The sequence below is a fragment of the Rhodococcus sp. CX genome (assembly GCF_015865005.1).
In the GTDB taxonomy this organism is placed as follows: Bacteria; Actinomycetota; Actinomycetes; order Mycobacteriales; family Mycobacteriaceae; genus Rhodococcus.
In genome coordinates, this window is sequence record NZ_JADZGH010000091.1 from 4,374 (window position 1) to 20,891 (window position 16,518).

Annotated in this window: 15 protein-coding genes and 2 pseudogenes; 4 read left to right on the plus strand and 13 right to left on the minus strand. The window is 67.0% G+C overall.

Features of this window, described 5'->3' with window-relative positions; translation table 11 throughout:
• The 6 genes and pseudogenes from I0Q12_RS32525 to I0Q12_RS09660 all read right to left on the minus strand — a co-directional run.
• A pseudogene (locus tag I0Q12_RS32525) lies at positions 1-237 on the minus strand (AAA family ATPase); the annotation flags it as partial.
• Positions 238-255: 18 nt separating this feature from the next.
• Positions 256-1,311, minus strand: a complete 1,056-nt coding sequence (locus tag I0Q12_RS09640; RefSeq protein ID WP_197251714.1) for an acyl-CoA dehydrogenase family protein — start codon at positions 1,309-1,311, stop codon at positions 256-258.
• Positions 1,308-2,273 (minus strand): acyl-CoA dehydrogenase family protein, encoded by a 966-nt coding sequence (locus I0Q12_RS09645; protein ID WP_197251715.1) that lies wholly within the window; start codon positions 2,271-2,273, stop codon positions 1,308-1,310. Before I0Q12_RS09645 ends, I0Q12_RS09640 begins: the two co-directional genes overlap by 4 nt.
• Entirely contained in the window at positions 2,270-3,430 is a 1,161-nt protein-coding gene (locus I0Q12_RS09650; RefSeq protein WP_197251716.1) for an acyl-CoA dehydrogenase family protein, read from the minus strand. Before I0Q12_RS09650 ends, I0Q12_RS09645 begins: the two co-directional genes overlap by 4 nt.
• Positions 3,430-4,299 (minus strand): enoyl-CoA hydratase, encoded by an 870-nt coding sequence (locus I0Q12_RS09655; RefSeq protein ID WP_197251717.1) that lies wholly within the window; start codon positions 4,297-4,299, stop codon positions 3,430-3,432. Before I0Q12_RS09655 ends, I0Q12_RS09650 begins: the two co-directional genes overlap by 1 nt.
• Positions 4,296-5,843, minus strand: a complete 1,548-nt coding sequence (locus tag I0Q12_RS09660; protein ID WP_197251718.1) for a FadD3 family acyl-CoA ligase — start codon at positions 5,841-5,843, stop codon at positions 4,296-4,298. Before I0Q12_RS09660 ends, I0Q12_RS09655 begins: the two co-directional genes overlap by 4 nt.
• A 44-nt stretch (positions 5,844-5,887) precedes the next feature.
• On the opposite strand from I0Q12_RS09660, the gene I0Q12_RS09665 reads away from it, so the two are divergent.
• The 4 genes from I0Q12_RS09665 to I0Q12_RS09680 all read left to right on the plus strand — a co-directional run bounded on the left by I0Q12_RS09665 (position 5,888) and on the right by I0Q12_RS09680 (position 9,741).
• Positions 5,888-7,096, plus strand: a complete 1,209-nt coding sequence (locus tag I0Q12_RS09665) for an acyl-CoA dehydrogenase family protein (protein WP_197251719.1) — start codon at positions 5,888-5,890, stop codon at positions 7,094-7,096.
• Positions 7,093-7,893, plus strand: coding sequence for an SDR family oxidoreductase (locus I0Q12_RS09670; protein ID WP_197251720.1), 801 nt, complete (start codon positions 7,093-7,095; stop codon positions 7,891-7,893). The genes I0Q12_RS09665 and I0Q12_RS09670 overlap by 4 nt, the downstream gene beginning before the upstream one ends.
• Positions 7,894-7,963: 70 nt before the next feature.
• Complete coding sequence (locus I0Q12_RS09675) at positions 7,964-8,578, plus strand: TetR/AcrR family transcriptional regulator (protein ID WP_197251721.1); 615 nt, start codon at positions 7,964-7,966, stop codon at positions 8,576-8,578.
• Between the two features lie 8 nt (positions 8,579-8,586).
• Positions 8,587-9,741 carry an acetyl-CoA C-acetyltransferase gene (locus tag I0Q12_RS09680; protein WP_197251722.1) on the plus strand — a complete coding sequence of 385 codons (1,155 nt, stop codon included), beginning with the start codon at positions 8,587-8,589 and terminating at the stop codon, positions 9,739-9,741.
• Here I0Q12_RS09680 and I0Q12_RS32530 read toward each other — a convergent pair.
• The 7 genes and pseudogenes from I0Q12_RS32530 to I0Q12_RS09715 all read right to left on the minus strand — a co-directional run.
• Positions 9,669-10,232, minus strand: a complete 564-nt coding sequence (locus I0Q12_RS32530; protein WP_231610366.1) for a MaoC/PaaZ C-terminal domain-containing protein — start codon at positions 10,230-10,232, stop codon at positions 9,669-9,671. The genes I0Q12_RS09680 and I0Q12_RS32530 overlap by 73 nt on opposite strands.
• Positions 10,232-10,597: pseudogene (locus I0Q12_RS09690) on the minus strand (SDR family oxidoreductase); the annotation flags it as partial. The gene I0Q12_RS32530 and the pseudogene I0Q12_RS09690, both read right to left, overlap by 1 nt.
• Positions 10,598-10,736: 139 nt before the next feature.
• Entirely contained in the window at positions 10,737-12,323 is a 1,587-nt protein-coding gene (locus I0Q12_RS09695) for a long-chain fatty acid--CoA ligase (protein WP_197251723.1), read from the minus strand.
• A 136-nt stretch (positions 12,324-12,459) separates the two neighbouring features.
• The gene (locus I0Q12_RS09700) at positions 12,460-13,962 is read right to left on the minus strand and encodes a carotenoid oxygenase family protein (protein ID WP_197251724.1); all 1,503 of its coding nucleotides are present in this window, start codon (positions 13,960-13,962) and stop codon (positions 12,460-12,462) included.
• Positions 13,963-14,114: 152 nt separating this feature from the next.
• On the minus strand, positions 14,115-15,257 hold the full coding sequence (locus tag I0Q12_RS09705) for a branched-chain amino acid ABC transporter permease (RefSeq protein WP_197251725.1): 1,143 nt from the start codon (positions 15,255-15,257) through the stop codon (positions 14,115-14,117).
• The gene (locus I0Q12_RS09710; protein ID WP_197251726.1) at positions 15,254-16,198 is read right to left on the minus strand and encodes a branched-chain amino acid ABC transporter permease; all 945 of its coding nucleotides are present in this window, start codon (positions 16,196-16,198) and stop codon (positions 15,254-15,256) included. Before I0Q12_RS09710 ends, I0Q12_RS09705 begins: the two co-directional genes overlap by 4 nt.
• A 2-nt stretch (positions 16,199-16,200) precedes the next feature.
• Positions 16,201-16,518 (minus strand): ATP-binding cassette domain-containing protein (locus tag I0Q12_RS09715; protein WP_197251727.1); only part of this gene is annotated, 318 nt, incomplete at its 5' end.

Here is a 16,518-nt window from a genome sequence, read left to right on the forward strand (position 1 = left end):
GTACTGCCATTCCGTCACCCACGCGGGTTGCGCGCTGAACCGGTCCACGTCGTCGGCGAACGACGCCCGCGGGGTCCAGTTCGGTCCGTGGTGCAACCCGTCCAGCTCTACGTGCGGTATGCCGAGCACCGCCCCGAGCCGCCCCGCCAGCGTCGTTTTCCCGGACCCGGAGGTGCCGGCGACGAGGATGCGGCAGGGGCGGCTCGGTGGCGGTGCGGTGGCGTCGAGCAGGGGCACCCGGGCAGGGTAGCGCCGTCAGTGGGCGACCGCACCCAGATATTCGTGCGGCCGGCCGAACAGCTGCGCGGTGCCGTGGGCCCGCTTGAAATACAGCTGCGCGTCGTGTTCCCACGTGATGGCGATGCCGCCGTGCAACTGGATCGCCTCGGCCGCGACCTGCTCGAATGCCTCGGAGCAGTAGATCTTCGCGGCGTAGGCGTCCTGCGGATCCTGCGACAGTGCCGCCGCGTACGACATCGACCGGGCGGTCTCGACGAGCGCGTACATGTCGGCCATCCGGTGTTTGAGTGCCTGGAACGAGCCGATGACGCGACCGAACTGCTTGCGGTTCTTCGCGTATTCGACGGTGAGATCCAGTGCGGCCTGCGCGGCCCCGACCTGCTCGGCGGACAGTGCGACGAGCGCGACCGTCGTCAGCCGTTCGACCAGGTCGGCCGGCGACGACAGGCGCCGCCCGGTCACCGCGGTGAACGACACCTGGGACAGGGACCGAGTCGGATCCATCGTCGGCACCCGGCGCCGCTCGACACCGTCGGCGTCCGGATCCACCTCGAACAGTGCGACTCCGTCACTGTCACCGTCGCCGGCGAGCACGAGCAGCGTCGTCGCGACGTCCCCGCCGAGCACGTAGTGCGCGGTGCCGGTCAGTGAATCGCCTGACGCCGTGACATCCGGTGTGTTCCAACCGGATTCGGATGCCCAGCACACCGCCACGACCTCGCCGGCCGCGATGCCCGGCAGCAGCCGTGCGGACGCCTCGGCGTCGCCGGAGAGGAGCAGCAACTGCGCGGCGAGCACCGTGGAGCCGAGCATGGGCGAGGGCGTCAGGGTGCGGCCGAGTTCCTCGAGCACGACGTGGGTTTCGGCGAGCGACGCGCCCACTCCGTCGAACTCCTCGGGAATCGCGAGTGCGGCGACCCCGATCTGCTCGACGAGCCGAGCCCACAGGGTCGTGTCGAAGCCGTCCGGTGAAGCGATGGCCTTGCGTACGGCGGCGGAGTCGGAGTGCTTGGCCAGCAGGTCGCGCACCGACTGCCGCAGGGCGGCGCGATCCTCGGTTTCGAACGTCACGATGCCTCCAGAGCGGCGACGACCCGCGCCCGGTGCACATCCGGCGTGCCCCACGCGGTGACCAGCGCGCGGGCCTTCGTCAGCCACAGCGACAGGTCGTGTTCCTGCGTGTAACCGATCGCGCCGTGCACCTGCAGCGCCGTGCGGGCGGCCCGGTACGCGGCGTCACCGCACGCGACCTTCGCGGCCGAGACGTCCCGCGAGGCCGTCGGCAGTCCGTCCCGCACCGCGAGCGCCGCACCGAGCAGCAGCGGGCGGGCCATCTCCAGGGCGACGGCGACCTCGGCGAGGTGGTGCTTGATCGCCTGGAACGAGCCGATGACGCGACCGAACTGCTTGCGCTGCTGCGCATATTCGGTGCTGATCTCGAGCAGGGTGCGTCCCAGCCCGATCAGCTGCGCCGCGGTCGCGAGCGCACCGAGGTCGAACGCGTCGGTGAAGTCCGCGGTGCCGAGGGTCTCCGCCGGGGTCACCGCGAAGAGCCGCCGGGCCGGGTCGACCGATCCGTGTGCGTCGCCGGCGGCGCCGGTGGATACAGTCGAATCCTGCACGAGCAGAACCAGATCGGCGGTGTCCGCGTCGACCGCGTACGGCACGTGCGGAGCCGCCGCGACCGTCGCGAGGGAACCGGACGCCAGCGCGGCGAGCCGGTCGGGCGCGACCGAGGCGAGCAGTTTCGGTGCGACCGCGACGGTTTCCACGACGGGGCCGGGCACCGCGTGACGGCCGAGTTGTTCGACGGCGACGACCAGATCGACGGCGTCGGCCCCGAGACCGTCGTGTTCCTCGGCGACGAGCAGGCCGTTGACGCCGGTCTCGGCGAGACGCTGCCACACCTTCAGGCCGGGTCCGGTGTCCCCGGTGTTCCAGGCGCGGATCACCGCCGGCATGTCCGACTTGGTGAGCAGCGCGTCGATGCTCGCCGCGAAGTCCTCGTGGGACTCGTCGAGTGCGAATCTCATCGGTCGCCCTTCGGTAGGCCGAGCAGCCGCTCGGCGATGACGTTCTTCTGGATCTCGTTGGTACCCGCGTAGATCGGGCCGGACAGCGAGAAGAGGTAGCCGTCGGTCCAGGAGTCGACGAGCTCGGCCTCCGGGCCCTGCAGTTCGAGCGCGGTCTCGTGGGCGGCGATGTCCCACTCGGACCAGAACACCTTGTTGATCGACGACTCGGCGCCGAGCTGGCCGCCGGCCTCGAGCCGGGTCACGGTGCCCCAGGTCGACAGTTCGTACGCCCGCGCACCGATCCACGCGTCCGCCACCCGGTTCCGCAGCGCGGCGTCACCGTGCAGCGGGGAGGTGCGGTAGAGCTGCAGCAGCCGGTCGGCGGTCGCGAGGAAGCGGCCGGGGGAGCGCAGCGACAGGCCGCGTTCGTTCGACGCGGTGCTCATGGCGACGCGCCACCCCTCGTTGACGCCGCCGATGACACCGGACTCGCCGGGGTTGGCGGCGTCGTCGGGCACGAACACGTCCTCGAGGAAGATCTCCGCGAAGCCCGGCTCGCCGTCGAGCTGATCGATCGGGCGGACGGTGACGCCGGGGGAGCGCAGGTCGAACATGAAGTACGTGATGCCCTTGTGGCGCTGGGCATCCGGATCGGAGCGGAACAGGCCGAAGCCCCAGTCCGCGAAGCTTGCCCGCGAACTCCACGTCTTCTGGCCGTTGAGCAGCCAGCCGCCGTCGGTGCGGGTCGCGGTGGAGCGCAGCGACGCCAGGTCGCTGCCCGATTCGGGTTCGGACCACGCCTGCGCCCAGATGTCGTCGGCGCGGGCCATCCTCGGCATGATGCGCGCGAGCTGCTCGGCGTTGGCGTGCTCGAACAGGGTGGGGGCGAGCAGGAAGATGCCGTTCTGGCTGACCCGCCCGGGTGCGCCGGCGCGATAGTACTCCTCCTCGAAGATCACCCACTGCTGCAGCGTCGCGTCACGGCCACCGAGCTCGGCGGGCCAGGACACGACGGACAGGCGGGCGTCGGCAAGGGTGCGTTCCCACTGCCGGTGCTCCTCGAAGCCCTCCTTCGTATCCATGGACTTCAGCGGTGTGGACGGCACGTTCTCGGCGAGGAACGCCCGCACCTCGTCGCGGAATGCGACTGTGGCGTCGTCGAACTCGAGATCCATCACTTGCCTTCCTGGACGGGCCGGGCGCTGGCCGCCATCGACTTCGCGTTCATGCCACCGAGGGAATCGGTCCCGACCTCGGCGTTGTGGGCGTGCGCGAAGTGGTGCAGTCCGAACACCGAGTCCATGCCGTTGCGCATGCCCATGAGGTCCTCGCACTGGTTGACGGCACGTTTGGTCAGGGCCAGGCCGAAGCGCGGCATCTCCGCGATCCGCGCTGCGAGGGCGAGGGTTTCGTCCTCGAGCTGTTCGCGCGGCACGACGCGGTTGACCATGCCCACCTCGTACGCGCGCTGCGCGGTGAAGCGGTCACCGGTGTAGAGGATTTCCTTCGCGAAGCGCGTCCCGAGGATCCACGGGTGCGCGAAGTACTCGACACCGGGGATGCCCATGCGCACGACGGGATCGGAGAAGAAGGCGTCTTCGGACGCGACGATCAGATCGCACACCCACGCGAGCATGAGACCGCCGGCGATGCAGGCGCCCTGCACCGACGCGATGGTGGGCTTGGGGATCTCCCGCCAGCGGCGGCACATCCCGAGGTAGACCTCCATCTCGCGGGCGTAGCGCTGGTCGCCGCCCGGCTTGTCGATGTGGTCCCACCACATGACGGCCTTGTTGTCGTAGTGCACGTGGTGGTCGCGTCCCGGGGTGCCGAGGTCGTGACCGGCGGAGAAGTGCTTGCCGTTGCCGGCCAGCACGATCACCTTCACCTCGTCGTCCTCGACGGCGCGCTCGAAGGCGGCGTCGAGGGCGTAGGTCATCACCGAGTTCTGGGCGTTGCGGTAGTCCGGGCGGTTGAGCGTGACGATCGCAACCCCGTCCCGTACTTCGTAGGTGACGACATCGGGCTCGAACGGGACGGTCATGATTTCTCCTCACGCAGAACGTTTTTCAGAACTTTGCCGGACGGGTTTCGGGGAAGGGACTCGACGAACCGCACCGATCGGGGGACCTTGAACCCGGCGAGCCGTTCCTTGCAGAACGCGATCACCGCGTCCTCCGACAGGTCTGCGTCGGCCAGCGGCACGACGAAGGCGCGGCCGACCTCGCCCATGCGGCCGTCGGGTACGCCGATCACGGCGACCTCGTGCACACCGGGCAGTCGCAGCAGTGCCGCCTCGACCTCGGCGGGATAGACGTTGAAACCGCCGCTGATGTACATGTCCTTGAGCCGGTCGGTGATGTCGAGATAGCCGCGCTCGTCGAGGGTTCCGACATCGCCGGTGTGCAGCCAGCCGTCGGCGTCGATGGTCGCCGCGGTGGCCTCGGGATCGTCGAGGTAGCCGAGCATCACGTTGGGTCCGCGCAGCAGGATCTCGCCCTTCTCGCCGATGCGGATCTCGAAGTCGGCGGTGGCGCGGCCCGAGGACGTGGACACGGTGACCGGGTCGTCGTCGGTGCGGCACATGCTGACCACGACCGCCTCGGTCTGGCCGTAGGCGGTGAGCACCGCGTCGAAGGCCAGCTCGTTCTGCATCCGCTCGACCAGCGCGACCGGCACCGGGGCCGCGCCGGTGACCGCGATGCGCAGGTTCGACAGGTCGTAGTCGTCGCGGCGGGGATGGTCGAGGATGCTCTGGTAGATCGTGGGTGCGCCGGGCAGCACGCTGATCTGCTCGGCGGACACGATCGCCATGACCTTCTCGACGTCGAACACGGCCATCGGCACGACGGTCGTTCCGGACAGGAGCGCGGCCACGATGCCGGCCTTGTAGCCGAAGCTGTGGAAGAACGGGTTGATGATCAGGTAGTTGTCCTCGGCGGACAGTTCGGCGCAGTCGGCCCACGCCTGCGCGACCCCGATCGTCTGGCGATGTGCGCTGAGCACGCCCTTGCTGCGGCCGGTGGTGCCGGAGGTGAACAGGATGTCGCAGACGTCGTCGGCGTCGACCGCGGCGGCCCGGGTATCGGCTTCGGCGCGGCTCGCGTCGGTCGCGAGGGCCAGGAAGTCGTCCCAGTCCCGCACGCCCTCGGCGGGAACGTCGTTCCCGCCGACCGGGACCCGCACGACATGCGGCACGTGCAGTTCGGGTGCGGCCTCGCGCAGCTGGGCGTACCGGTCGGCGCCGAGGAACTCGCCGACGACGACGAGCACCGTGGCGTGCACGCGGTCGACGATGTCGGCCGCCTCCGCGCCGGTGTAGCGCGTGTTGACGGGGACGACGACGGCACCGGCCCAGTGCGCACCGAGGGCGGCGACGACCCAGTGGTACGTGTTCGGCGACCACAGGACGACGCGGTCACCCGGTTCGACGCCGCTCGCGACGAGTGCGGCGGCGAAGTCCCGGACCCGGTCGCGCAGCTGTGCAAAGGTCAGACGGGTATCGCCGTCGGCGATGGCGAGCCGGTCGGCGTAGGTGCCGGCGGCGCGATCCAGGGCGGCCGGCGTGGTTCTCGGATGTGCAGTCACTGAGCTCCCTACCTAGCAATTGCTTGGTAGGTTATCGTACAGACGTGGATCAGAGCGAGAGTCTCGAGAACGCAGAGTTTGCGGCCACCGTCCGCCAGTGGCTCGAAGAAAACCTGACCGGCGAATTCGCCGAGCTCAGAGGTAAGGGCGGGCCCGGAAGCGAGCACGAGTTCTTCGAACAGCGGCTCGCCTGGGATCGGCATCTGGCCGCCGCCGGATGGACGTGCATCGGATGGCCGACCGAGTACGGCGGGCGCGGTGCCACCCTCGAACAGCAGGTGATCTTCCACCAGGAATACGCCAAGGCGAACGCGCCCGCGCGCGTCAATCACCTCGGCGAGGAACTGCTCGGCCCGACGCTCATCGCGTTCGGCACCGAGGAGCAGAAGCAGCGCTTCCTGCCCGGGATCCGGAACGTGACCGAACTGTGGGCCCAGGGCTACTCGGAACCCGGCGCCGGGTCCGACCTCGCCAACGTCTCGACGACCGCGCGGCTCGACGGCGACAGGTGGGTGATCAACGGACAGAAGGTGTGGACGTCCCTCGCGCACGTCGCGCAGTGGGCGTTCGTCGTGTGCCGCACCGAGCCCGGCTCGACCCGGCACCAGGGCCTGAGCTTCCTGCTCGTGCCGCTCGACCAGCCCGGCGTCACCGTCCGGCCCATCCAGCAGCTGACCGGCACCTCCGAATTCAACGAGGTGTTCTTCGACGACGCCGTCACCGACGCGGACCTCGTCGTCGGCGCGCCCGGCAACGGCTGGAAGGTCGCGATGGCGCTGCTCACCTTCGAGCGCGGCGTCTCCACCCTCGGCCAGCAGATCGGCTTCGCCCGCGAACTCGACGGCATCGTCGCGCTCGCCGAGGCCAACGGCGCCGCCGGCGACCCGCACATCCGCGAGCGCATCGCCCGCGCCCGCATCGGCCTGCGGGTCATGCGCGCCCACGCCGTGCGCACCCTCGCCGACGCCGACCCCGGCCAGGCGTCCGTGCAGAAACTGTTGTGGGCCAACTGGCATCGTGATCTCGGTAAGCTGGCCATGGACGTGCAGGGCGCGGCGTCGCTCGTCGGCCCCGATCACGATCACGCCGGCAACCCGTCGGTGATCACCGACCCCGAACACCTCGAACTCGCCGAATGGCAGCGGCTGTTCCTGTTCACCCGCGCCGACACCATCTACGGCGGATCCAACGAAGTCCAGCGCAACATCATCGCCGAGCGGGTGCTCGGCCTTCCCCGAGAGGCACGCCCGTGACCACCTCACCCCTCGCAGAAGTTCCCGTCGAGACTCCCGGCCACGGCCTGCTCGCCGGTAAGAAGGTCGTCGTCACCGCCGCCGCGGGCACCGGCATCGGATTCGCGACCGCACGGCGCGCGCTGCTCGAAGGCGGCGACGTGCTCGTCTCCGACTTCCACGAACGCCGTCTCGGCGAGACCGTCGAGAAGCTCGCCGCCGAGTTCCCGCAGCAGCAGATCGCCTCGATCGTGTGCGACGTCTCGTCCACCGAGCAGGTCGACGCCCTGATCACCGGTGCCGCAGAACAACTCGGCCGCATCGACGTCCTGGTCAACAACGCCGGGCTCGGCGGGGAAACTCCCGTCGTGGACATGACCGACGAACAGTGGGATCGCGTCCTCGACATCACCCTCAACAGCACGTTCCGCGCCACCCGCGCGGCGCTGCGCTACTTCCGCAGCGTCGACCACGGCGGGGTGCTGGTCAACAACGCGTCGGTGCTCGGCTGGCGTGCCCAGCACTCGCAGGCGCACTATGCCGCCGCCAAGGCCGGTGTCATGGCGCTGACCCGGTGCTCGGCGATCGAAGCCGCCGAATACGGCGTGCGCATCAACGCGGTCGCCCCGTCCATCGCGCGGCACCCGTTCCTCGCGAAGGTCACCAGCGAGGAGCTGCTCGACCGTCTCGCCGCCGGCGAAGCCTTCGGGCGGGCCGCGGACGTGTGGGAGATCGCCGCGACGATCGCCATGCTCGCCAGCGACTACACCACGTACCTGACCGGCGAGGTCGTCTCGATCTCGTCGCAGAGGGCGTGACCGCCCGGTGTGCCTTTGTGGCGCCCCTGGCCGCCACAAAGGCACACCGCGGCCTTGAAAGGATGCATCCATGACTCCACCCCGTGACGATGCCGCCGGTAAGTCCGGACGCCGTGCCGAACTGCTCGCCATCGCAGCCGACCTGTTCGCCTCCCGAGGCGTGCGCGCGACCACCGTCCGTGACATCGCCGACGCGGCGGGCATCCTGTCCGGCAGCCTCTACCACCACTTCGATTCGAAGGAATCGATGGTCGACGAGATCCTCCGCGGATTCCTCGACGACCTGTTCGGCCGCTACCGCAAGATCGTCGCCGCCGGACTCGACTCCCGCGCGACCCTCGAAGGACTCATTACGGCGTCCTACGAGTCGATCGACCGATCCCACTCGGCGGTCGCGATCTATCAGGACGAGGCCAAGCACCTCGTCGGCAACGAACGCTTCGCGTACATCGCCGAACTGAACACCGAATTCCGCGACCTCTGGGTCGGTGTCATCGAACGCGGCATCGAGGACGGCAGCTTCCGCTCCGAACTCGACGTCGAACTGGTCTTCCGGTTCCTGCGAGACACCGTGTGGGTCGCGGTGCGCTGGTACAAGCCCGGCGGGACCCTCACCGCCGACCGCGTGGCCCAGCAGTACCTCAGCATCGTCCTCGACGGCCTGTCGAGACCCGAATCCTCATAGGAGCAAACATGACCGAGGCATACATCGTCGACGCGGTGCGCACCCCGATCGGCAAGAAGAACGGCGGCCTCGCCGGAGTGCACCCCGCCGACCTGGGCGCCCACGTGATCAAGGCGGTCGTCGAACGCACCGGCATCGACCCCGCCGACGTCGACGACGTCGTGTTCGGCTGCGTCGACGCCATCGGCGGGCAGGCCGGCAACATCGCCCGCACTGCGTGGCTCGCCGCGGGCTACCCGCAGCACGTCCCCGGCGTCACCGTCGACCGCCAGTGCGGCTCGAGCCAGCAGGCGATCCACTTCGGGGCCCAGGCCATCCTGAGCAACACCGCGGACCTGATCATCGCCGGTGGCGTGCAGAACATGTCGCAGATCCCGATCTCGTCGGCGATGACCGCCGGTCAGCAGTACGGGTTCGACACCCCCTTCGGCGGGTCGAAGGGCTGGACCGAGCGCTACGGCAGCGACGAGGTGTCCCAGTTCAAGGGCGCCGAGATGATCGCCGAGAAGTGGGACCTCAGCCGCGAGGAACTCGAGAAGTGGGCGCTGCAGAGCCACGAACGCGCGAAGGCCGCGATCGCCGCCGGTCGCTTCGACAACGAGGTCGTGCCGCTCGGCGACGCGACCGTCGACGAGGGCCCGCGTGAGACCAGCCTCGAGAAGATGGCGGGCCTGCAGCCGCTCGTCGAGGGTGGTCGCCTCACCGCGGCGGTCGCGAGCCAGATCTCCGACGGCGCATCCGCACTGCTGCTCGCGTCCGACGAGGCCGTGAAGAAGCACAACCTGAAGCCCCGCGCCCGCATCCATCACCTCAGCGCCCGCGGCGACGACCCGATCTTCATGCTCACCGCCCCGATCCCGGCGACGCAGTACGCCCTCGAGAAGGCCGGTCTGACGATCGACGACATCGACCTGGTCGAGATCAACGAGGCGTTCGCGCCCGTCGTGCTCGCGTGGATCAAGGAGATCGGCGCCGACCCGGCGAAGGTCAACGTCAACGGCGGCGCCATCGCCCTCGGCCACCCGCTCGGCGCAACCGGCACCAAGCTGATGGCGACGCTGCTCAACGAGCTCGAGCGCATCGGCGGCCGCTACGGCCTGCTCACCATCTGCGAGGGCGGCGGCACCGCCAACGTCACGATCATCGAGCGCCTCGAGGCCTGATCGCATACGGGTGTCCGTCCCGGCTGAAGGAGGCGGGGACGGACACCTACCGCCGGGTGCGACGTTGTGCGCGACCATCGTGCCCGACGGTTCCAACGGCAGGCTCCGGGTGTTCCCGTCAGCATCGGGATCGACCCGGCAGCTTTCCGGATGAAGCGGATAGATTTCCGAGCGGTGGCGGTTCTGTTGGTTGTCGCCTCGCTGATATGGCCAGAATGCAGACCGGTCGACACCGGAGACACGTCGACGATCTCACCGTGCCCTCGCACTCGGCTTTCGACCGGAACCAACGACAACGTCGGATTGCCGTGGACGATCGTACTGCCGAACGAGCTCTGCATGGCGCGCTCGGGATCGACGTGGAGCCACTGGTGATCCTCGGTGATCTCGGCGAAGGCATCGATGTGAGCCCGGTCGATCTCGATCCACCGGCTGTGTCCGAGGTCGGTGCCGGCGGCCGTGGTCAGCTCGTCACAGGTGAAGGACGGCATCAGATAGACATGCCTCCGTCGACGGGCAGGACGACACCGGTGATGGATCCGGCTTCACGGGAGGCGAGAAAACGCCACCGCTGCATACATTTCGGAGGCGTCGGCGAAACCACCTATCGGACCGCGGCGGCGAGTTCAGCCTTCTTGTCGTCCGGGATGGAGGCGACCATGCGGGTTTCGGCGTCGGGGGAGATGGCATTGACGGTGACACCGAAGCGGGCGAGTTCCTTGGCGGCGGTCTTGGTGATGCCGATGATGCCGGCTTTGGCCGTGGCGTAGTTGGCCTGGCCGGTGTTGCCACGCAGCCCGGTGAAGGAGGTGACGTTGACGACCCGACCGAAGCCTTGGGGCCGCGACATCGGGACGAGGTGAACTCACAGATCCAGGCCCTCTTGTCGTAGCCGGTCATCGGTCTATCGAACATATTGGACCCCAGGGTAACTCGATCTGTCCGTGGAGTGGAACACGGCCTCCTGTTGCCGACCTTCCCGCCCGGACTGTCGGTCAGACGTGTTCGACACACAATTCGCCGTCGTAGAACTGCGTACGAAGTCGCTTCTTGTCGAACTTTCCGACGGACGTTTTCGGCACCTCCGCTATCCGTACCCAGTTCTCGGGGAGCTGCCAGCCTGCCACCCTGCCCACCATGAACTCCTTCAGCTGAGTCGGGGTGACATCGGAGCCGTCACGGATTACGACGGCGACGAGTGGGCGTTCATCCCACTTGGGATCGGGGATGCCGATCACCGCCGCCTCGAGGACATCGGGGTGTGCCATGACGAGGTTCTCGAGTTCGACCGACGAGATCCACTCACCGCCGGACTTGACGATGTCCTTGGAACGATCGGTGATGGTAAGGAAGCCATCCGGGGTGATCTTTCCGACGTCGCCCGTGCGAAGCCACCCGTCATCGAACTTCTCCGGTGCGTCCACTCCGTAGTACGCGCCGGCGATCCACGGTCCTCGCACTTCCAGTTCTCCGACGGACGTGCCGTCCGACGGAACGACACCGGCGGGGAACCGCCCCTGGGTGTAGCGGTATCGCCAGGCCTCCTCGCCGGTGGCACTACTCGGGGGGTGGGCGACCGAGGCCAGAGGCGACGTTTCGGTCATGCCCCACGCATGTAGCACGGTGATGCCGTGCTGCTCCTCCAATGCGTGCATGAGGGCGGGCGGAACGGCCGACCCACCCACCACGACAGTCTTCATCGACGAAACGTCGTCGGCGTGGTTCTCCAGGTGGTGCAGGATGCCTTGCCAGATCGTCGGCACGGCCGCGGCGAAGTTCGGGCGAGCTTCGGCGATCATCCGGACGAGGGGTTCGGGTTGCAGGAAGCGATCAGGCATGAGCAACGAGGCCCCGACCATGAACGCGGCGTAGGGCAGTCCCCACGACATCGCATGGAACTGTGGGACGATCGCCAATGCGTTGTCGCCCTGCCGCAGCGCCATCCCGTCGGTCATGCACACGGACATGGAATGTAACCAGATCGAACGATGTGAGTAGACAACGCCTTTCGGATCTCCGGTCGTACCCGAGGTGTAGCACATCGCGGCGGACCGCTCGTCGATTTCGGGCCAGTGGAATTCGGTGGGCTGGTCTGCGATCAGAGCCTCGTAGGCGTGTACCTGCACGCCCTCGGGCGCCTCGAGACCGGCGGTCGTGTCACCGGTGACTATGACGTGCTTGACGGAGGTCAGCTGCGGTAGTTGCGGTGCGAGGAGCGGGATGAGGGTGGGGTCGACGATGATCACGTGGTCTTCGGCGCGGTTGGCGACGTGGACCAACTGCTCCGGGAACAGGCGGATGTTGAGGGTGTGCAGGACGGCGCCCATCGACGGTACCGCCAGGTATGCCTCGAGGTGTTCGGCGTTGTTCCACATGAACGTGGCCACCCGCTGGTCGCCGGTGACTCCGAGTCCGCGCAGGGCGTGTGCCAGTGCCGCGCATCGTCTGCCGATCTCGGCGTAACTGCGACGCTGCGCTCCGAAATCGGTCCAGGTGACGACCTCGGCCCCGCCGTGAACGGTGCTGCCGTAACGCAGCAAGGTAGCGATGGACAGCGGCGCGTCCTGCATCGTGCTGAGCATCCGAACTCCTCTCGTGGAAGCGGTGAACCGAGTCTCGTCGGCACCGCAGGTGTGGCCGCGGATCCGGGGTGGTGTTCCCGGACCCGCGGAAGGCATCATCCGTTGCAGGGTAATGTCATTCGTCGGCTAGGGCGGATTACCGCGCTTCCGCGAGAGCCCGATTCTCGCCGTCGATCCGGTCACCTTCGACCCAGCATGCGTGGGTGCCCGCGCAGATCCGTTCGGGGAGGATGATCCGGCAGACCGGTCCCTCTTCGATGCGCGCGGCGTCGTAGACGACGCACTCGGAAGTGTCGGCCGTCAGGTCGTTGACGAAGGTGATCACGTAACCGTCGTCCTCGGCGGTGTAGCCGTCGCGCAGCGCCATGCACACTTCGGACCCGAAACGGCCGTCGCCGTATTCGGTGCGGGTCACGTTGCCGGTCTTGAGCTCGAACTTCTTGATTCCGGTCATCATCCAGTGCCCGGGCAGGAACAGCGATGCGTACGCGTACTCGTAGTCGCGACCCACGAAATCGTTACTGACTACCGGGAATTCGACGACCTCGTCGTCGAGGGGGAACTCGCGGACCTCGCCCGTCACCATGTTGAACATCCACCGGTACATGTGGGTATGGGTGGCGTGCTTGTCGAGCTGACGGGCAATGCGCCCGTAGACGTCGTTCGGATTCTGCACGGGCGGCATCACGGGGTTGTCCCAGATGCAGCCGTCCTGGACCACCCAGTCGCCGTCCTCGAAGCAGTTGGCCAGGTGCATCACCCAGGCCGGCTTTGCTTCGAACCAGCGGACGTCCTCGGTCCGTCCGTAGCGGGGAATGATACCGAACCGTGCCGGAATTTCGTCATGGAAGTCCAGCTTCTTGCGCCCGGCCTTGAGTGCATCCGGGTCGAAGAAGTACGGCAGATCGTGGAGGATCGAGTACCGCTTGGTGATACCCAGGTCGTGGGGCCAGCGCGCGCCGGGCAACTCGATCGGCACGTAGTGGACGAGGTTGTCTTCCTTGTTGACGACGCCGTAGTTCATGAACGGAGCGGTTATCGGGTAGTTGAAGAAGACCAGCTCGCCCGTGTCGTTGTCGACCTTGTAGTGCGACGCCAGACCGTCAGGGACCAGCTGTGCCCAGCTCTTGGTTCCGAGAGTCTCGAGCGTGGTGGGGCTCAGGCTCCACGGTTCGCTGCCCTGGGACATCGATGCGATGATCTGGCCGCTGTGCACGATCACATCGGTGCCGGCGTTGTCCTTCATCGCGCCCATCGACCCCCACCCGCGACGGGTGTAGTCCTGCGGCTGGAGCAGTCCCGGCCATAGTGCCTTGCCCGCGCCCTGTTCGGCGAGGAAGCCGGTGGTTCGCACGAACTTGTTGCGGTACTCGACCTTTCCGTCGTCAAAGCGCATCGCATGGAGCATTCCGTCACCGTCGAACGGATGGTAGATACCGATCGGCGCCATGGCCTGGTTGTGGGTGTTGCGGATGTAGATGCCGTTGAGGTCACGAGGGATCTCACCGATGACCTTCATTTCGTCACCAGAAACCGCGTACTCGCGGCGCTGCGGCTTCCATGCGCCGCGCAACCACGGATTGTCGGTCTGGTCCTCGGTGGGAACGGTGAGGACGAGCGATTCGTCGACGTTGAACATGGGTTCTCCTTGCTGTGTCTTTGATGTCCGTACAGTGCTTGGTAAAGTGGATGATTGGTTGAACCATTTTCGGCAGATTGATCGGCGAAAGTGGTGTGAGGTGGTGGACTCACCTGGGCGAAACAGAAACCAGGTGAGTCCACCGTACCCGATCAGATACACGGATTCTGCGATGTCGGTCCCACGGTGTCTCGAGGTACGGAGCGTCGGGTGGAGCGATGTCTGCCCTTCGCTTCCAACCAACGTGAGACCTGGCGGAGCAGTCCCCGCCCGCCGCCTGCGATACCGAGAGGCATGAAGAACATCAACAGCACGAGAAGCGCGCCGTACACCATGTTGGCCCCCGTGCCGCCGACGACATCGGCGGTGAGGGTCGGCAGGAATGCCAGCACCAGGCCGCCGATTATCGGTCCGACCAGTGTCCCCGACCCGCCGATGAGGAGGCCGGTCAACAGCTGGATGGACAGGAATATGCCGAACGTCTCGGGTCCGACTACCCCGGTGACCATGGCGAACAGGGAACCACCGATGGCAGCGATGGCGGTGCTCGAGGCGAATGCGATCGTCTTCTCCCGCGCCAGGTGCACTCCACTCGTGGCGGCCGCGACCTCGTTGTCACGGATCGCTATGAGCGTCCGGGATCGCCCGTAGCGGACGAGGTTGCGGCACACCAACAATCCGATTCCGGTGACGACGGCGACGACGAGGTAGTTGATGGTCGTCTGGGTGAAGAAGGCAGGAGCACCGTCGGGTATCACCCACGCCGACTGGAGGAGCTTTCCGTTGACGCCACCGGTCAGGTCCGGGAAATGCGTGATGATCAGTGGGAAGACCACCGCGAAACTCAAGGTGACCAGACCCAGGTAGTGGCCCTTGAGGCGTAGCGCGGGCAGGCCCGCGATCACACCGACCACGAATCCGAGGACGGCGCCGACCGGTAGCGTTGCCAGTAGCGGCCACCCGTGGTCGGTGACAAGGATCGTGCTCGTGTACGCGCCGATGCCGAAGAATGCACTGTGACCGAGCGAGATCTGCCCCGCATATCCGGACACCAGGTTGAGCCCGAGTATCGACAGTCCGTAGGCCAGCGCCGTCGCCAGTTGCAGGACTCGGGCCTCGGGGAGGGCGACCGCCGTCACCGCAACGACCGCCACGTATCCAAGCGCTCCGACGTACAGGGAGCGGCGAGAGAACCGCGCCGCCACCGCCTGCATCGCGGACCGCGTTTCCTCGGCCACGGGGCGACCGCTGACCGATTCGACATTCCGTTGCACGACACCAGTTTCGGTAGTCATACCCGTGTCACCTCCTTCTGTCCGAACATGCCTTGAGGCCGGATCACCAGGACGACAAGGAGCAGGACCAGTGCAATCATCAGTCCCGAGCCGGTGCCGATCGCGGGGAAGAGCCTCGGTACCACCGATTCGACGACGCCGACCAACAGTCCACCGACGACCGCACCGACGAGGCTGTCGAAGCCGCCGACGCACGCCGCGGTGAACGCGAAGATCAGGACGTTGATCATCATCGAGAAGTTGAGCGTGCTCGTCGCCTGAGAGGTGAGCGCGCCGGCCAGCGTTCCGGGTACGGCGGCGAGCGCCCACCCGAAAGCGAACACACCCGCGACCGGGATGCCCACCAGTGCCGCTGAGGATCGGTTGGAGATGACCGCCCGGTAAGCGACCCCCAATTTCGTCTTGGACAACAGAATCCACAGCACGATCAGCAGAGCGATCAACGCCCCCCACACCCCGAGAGTCACGAAACTCAGAGTGAAGGGCCGGTCTCCGCCGATGATCGTCAACCGGTCCTCCGTTCCATCCGGAAACGGAGCCAGTGGAGTCTTGTTATCGACTCCCCACACGACACCTGCGAACGAGTTGGCGAAAAGGAACATTCCCAACACTGCGATGAGTGACGCACTGTGCCCACGGCTTTCGAGTGGACGCATGACGCCGAACTGCAGGGCCGCCGATGCGGCCGCTGTGACCACCATCGTCACGAGGATGGCAACCCAGATCGGCATTCCCATCCCGACGAACGTGAACACGAGAAATGCGGAGATCATCGCGAACTCGCCCTGTGCGAAGTTGAGGTGACCGGTGGTGCGATACACGGTGACCAGGGCGACCGCGAGCAGCGCGTACAGCGCGCCGTTCGCCAGCCCGGTGGACACGGTGCTCAACCATTCCGGCAGCGAGACCTCCGCTGCGAGTATGTGTGTCGACGGATTCATGGTCATACTCCCAGATACGCTTGTCGGACGCCGTCGTGGTCCTGCAGTTCGGCGGCGGTTCCGGACAGGACCGTGTTTCCCGACTCGAGCACGTAACCGCGGTCTGCGATGGCGAGAGCCAGTTCGGCGCTCTGCTCGACGACGAGCATCGACGTCTCCTGTTCCCGGTTGATCTTCCCGAGCATCCGGAACAGGTCCTGCACGATGCGGGGCGCAAGCCCCAACGACGGCTCGTCGAGCAGTAGCAGGCGCGGGCGCGACATCATCGCCCGAGCGATTGCCAGCATCTGTTGCTCACCGCCGCTGAGGGTGCCCGCCTT

Coding starts and splice junctions, on each gene's coding strand:
- I0Q12_RS09645 (WP_197251715.1), bottom strand. CDS start 2,273: ATGAGATTCGCACTCGACGAGTCCCACGAGGACTTCGCGGCGAGCATC.
- I0Q12_RS09650 (WP_197251716.1), bottom strand. CDS start 3,430: ATGGATCTCGAGTTCGACGACGCCACAGTCGCATTCCGCGACGAGGTG.
- I0Q12_RS09655 (WP_197251717.1), bottom strand. CDS start 4,299: ATGACCGTCCCGTTCGAGCCCGATGTCGTCACCTACGAAGTACGGGAC.
- I0Q12_RS09675 (WP_197251721.1), top strand. CDS start 7,964: ATGACTCCACCCCGTGACGATGCCGCCGGTAAGTCCGGACGCCGTGCC.
- I0Q12_RS09680 (WP_197251722.1), top strand. CDS start 8,587: ATGACCGAGGCATACATCGTCGACGCGGTGCGCACCCCGATCGGCAAG.
- I0Q12_RS32530 (WP_231610366.1), bottom strand. CDS start 10,232: ATGCCGTCCTTCACCTGTGACGAGCTGACCACGGCCGCCGGCACCGAC.
- I0Q12_RS09695 (WP_197251723.1), bottom strand. CDS start 12,323: ATGCTCAGCACGATGCAGGACGCGCCGCTGTCCATCGCTACCTTGCTG.
- I0Q12_RS09700 (WP_197251724.1), bottom strand. CDS start 13,962: ATGTTCAACGTCGACGAATCGCTCGTCCTCACCGTTCCCACCGAGGAC.
- I0Q12_RS09705 (WP_197251725.1), bottom strand. CDS start 15,257: ATGACTACCGAAACTGGTGTCGTGCAACGGAATGTCGAATCGGTCAGC.
- I0Q12_RS09710 (WP_197251726.1), bottom strand. CDS start 16,198: ATGAATCCGTCGACACACATACTCGCAGCGGAGGTCTCGCTGCCGGAA.